This window comes from Butyrivibrio sp. WCE2006 (assembly GCF_000701985.1).
Classification (GTDB): domain Bacteria; phylum Bacillota; class Clostridia; order Lachnospirales; family Lachnospiraceae; genus Butyrivibrio.
Genome location: NZ_KL370845.1, coordinates 1 through 3,310, shown reverse-complemented (window position 1 = coordinate 3,310; position 3,310 = coordinate 1). Strand labels below are relative to the sequence as shown.

Genomic DNA, 3,310 nt, shown 5'->3' with positions numbered 1-3,310 from the left:
AACTCCTGACTTTGTCGCGACAAAGGACAAACACATTTCATATGAAAGGGGAAAACTTTATGAAGAAAAACAAACGAATATGGTCATGGGCACTGGCCGGTGCGTTGGCCATGAGTAACCTCTCGATGGTGGCTGCACCATTTGGTGGAATTGTAGCACAAGCTGCAGTTGCAGGCGGTACGTGCAATATATCTGTAACGTCTGAAAATACATTAAGAATTATTAGTTCGAAACCAGAGGATGGTAACGATGTTACGTATTCTTATCAGATTTTCCCGGCGAATCCTACGGATGTGAAATCCGGAGAGTATAGTAATACCATTTCTGACAATGCTGCCTTACCGGTTGAAAATGGTTACTTAGTTGTAAGGGCACAAGAAAGTAACAATGAGGGGAATGTTGGTGATCCAATTTATTCGAATGTTTTACCAATTGGTACAGCAGCAGCTCCACTTAAGTCCATACAGAAACCTCTAAAAGCCGAAAATGGTGTTAAAAATATACCAGCAGGTAGCGGCTTCGCCAATGTTACTGTTTCTGGTAATGGTGTAAGCGGTTTAAAATTAGAAGCAACAGCTTTGTATGATGGGTTAGCATCCAATACAACATATGGATGGGTTATAACTGATGATAAAGGGACATTAATAGATAGTTCTACAGATTCACAAGGTAAGTTTACTGTTACACCTGAAAGTGGGGCACCGAGCGGCACGAAAGATACAGATGTGTTTACTATATCAGCAGGTTCTTCAGTAAGTGGTGGGAAGTATACGGCGATATTATATGTAGATACTGCTTCGCCAGGTGGGTATACCGCTGATGATGAACATGCATCATATAATTTCAACGTAATAGAAGACCCTGGATTAAAGATTCTTGACAAGAATGCTAATGCGATTCCTTCAACCATCACAGTTGATGAACCGGTGGAATTAAAGCTTTGGGATAAGGCTGGAATAATAGATGACGTTGCATGGTCACTTGATGATACTACTAAAACAAATGCTACAATTACCAGTACTGGTATATTAACAGGTAAGGTAGCTGGTCAGACAGCAGTGGTAGAAGCAACATGGGCTGCGAATGATGATTTGTCACTAAAATTGAGAAATAGTGCAATAAATATTGCTGCCCCAGATCCTACAGCAGCTGATCCCTACTATCTGACATTTGATGATGATAAGCTGGAAATCACTCCAGGTTCTGGCACATCCTCAGGGTCAGTATCTTCTGCACAGGATATGTTTGTTGGAGATACTGCAAAAGTAGGTATCACTTATAAAGGAAAGAACGTATCTGTTTCTAAATGGGAAAGTAAAAATGTAAGCGTAGCAACTATTGATTCTAATGGTAATATAGATGCCATTGCACAGGGTTCTGCTACAATTGTTGGAACTTACAAAGATGATAAGAACGAGAACAAGTCAGTGACTCTTACACTTGATGTAGCTAATGTACCTGAAAAAGAAGCTGCGTATTTTGTAGGATCAAGCCAGACATCGAAAAAGATTGTTGCACCTGGCGATTCGTTCAATCTTGTATATAAAAATACGGATGGTTCTAAGATTGACGGAACAGTGACCTGGACATCTGATAATGAAGATGTGACCGTCAGCGATAAGGGTGTTGTTAATGTAAGCGAAGATGCATCAATCGGTTATGCTAATATTTACGCAGTTGTAAATGGCGAGGCAGTTGATAATGAGTTTACAGTACAGATAAAGGAAGTAGCACCTGTAGAGGATAAATACACTATAGAAACTGATAAAGCAACATTATATTACGGCCAGAGCGCAACTCTTACAGTAAAGAAGAATGGAAAGGCATTCCAAGATGGTGAACTGGTGCTTGGTGGAGCTAAGCAATACTTTACTCTGACAGGAAATACAATCAAAGCAACTACAGCTATACTTAGTGGAACTCAAAATGTAACAGTAGCTTTGAAGATTGGTGAAGAAGAAATAGCTACTTTGTCTGGTGGAATTACACTTAAAGCTGATGAATATGTTGTAAAATCAGATCCTACACCTAAGAATGCGAGTGGTGTTGAGGTACCATGGACACTAGATTCTACGGCTCCTAGCAATAAAAAGATATATACAGCTACATTTGATGCGATTGAAGTAGGTCAGTCAATTAATATTACAGCAGCTTATGGTGCAGAAGATTATACAGGCAAGATGAATTGGACTGCAAAAGATGCGTATGGAAAAACGACTAATGCTGTAACAGTATCCAAGGGACAGATTTCTGCTAAGAATACTGCACGTAGTGTTGTAGTAACAGGCGAGTATACGTTAGATAACATGACCTATATTGTAGAAGCAACTCTTGCTAAAATTGTGCCTGGTACTGGTGCAGTTGAAGCAGCACAGGCAGCTATAGAAAATGCAGATACAGCAGTTGAAAAAGCTGGTGATGCTGAAGATAAAGCAGATGCAGCAGTAGAAGCAGCCGATAAAGCAAAAGCAGATCCTACAGCAGAAAATCTTAAAGCAGCTGAAGCAGCACTCGAAGATGCTAAGAGTGACCTTGAAGAAGCTAAATCAGCTCTAAAGAACGCTCAGGACGAATATGAAGATGCTAAGGAAGCTGGTAGCGTAACCAATGAAGCAAAAGCCAAATTAGCTGAAGCTAAAAAAGCTGTAGAAAAGGCAGAAGCTAAGGTAGCAGGTGCTGAGGAAGCAGTAGAGTTTGCTCAGAACACATTTGAAGAGATTGCACCTGAAGTTGAAAAACTTAAGCTTAAGGAAGCTGCTATAGACACCGCAAATACAGCAGCAGCAACAGCTAAGGCAACACCTACAGCTGAGAATATTGCAGCAGCTAAGGAAGCTATAGAAGCAGCTGAAACTCTTGAAGCTACAGATGAAGATCTTACAACAGCAAAGGCCGATCTCGCAGAAGCTGAGGCAGCTAAGCAGGCAAATGATAAAGCGGCACAGGATAAAGCTGATGCTATCGCAGTAGCTAAGTCCGCAGCAGCAACAGCAAAGACAACACCTACAGCTGAGAATATTGCAGCAGCTAAGGCAGCTATAGAAGCAGCTGAAGCTCTTGAAGCTACAGATGAAGATCTTGAAACTGCAAAGGCTGATTTTGCAGCAGCTGAGGCAGCTAAGCAGGCAAATGACAAAGCAGCAAAGGATAAGGCTGATGCTATCGCAGCAGCTAAGTCCGCAGCAACAACAGCAAAGACAACACCTACAACTGAAAATATCGCAGCAGCTCAGGATAAGATAGCAGCTGCTGAAGCTCTTGGAGCAACAGCAGATGATCTTGCAGCAGCAAAGGCTGATCTCACAGCAGC

General features: G+C 41.5%; 1 protein-coding gene. It reads left to right on the top strand.

The window, feature by feature from the left end:
- Nucleotides 1-59: 59 nt before the first annotated feature.
- Nucleotides 60-3,310 (top strand): Ig-like domain-containing protein (locus tag T501_RS20565; protein ID WP_197028008.1); only part of this gene is annotated, 3,251 nt, incomplete at its 3' end.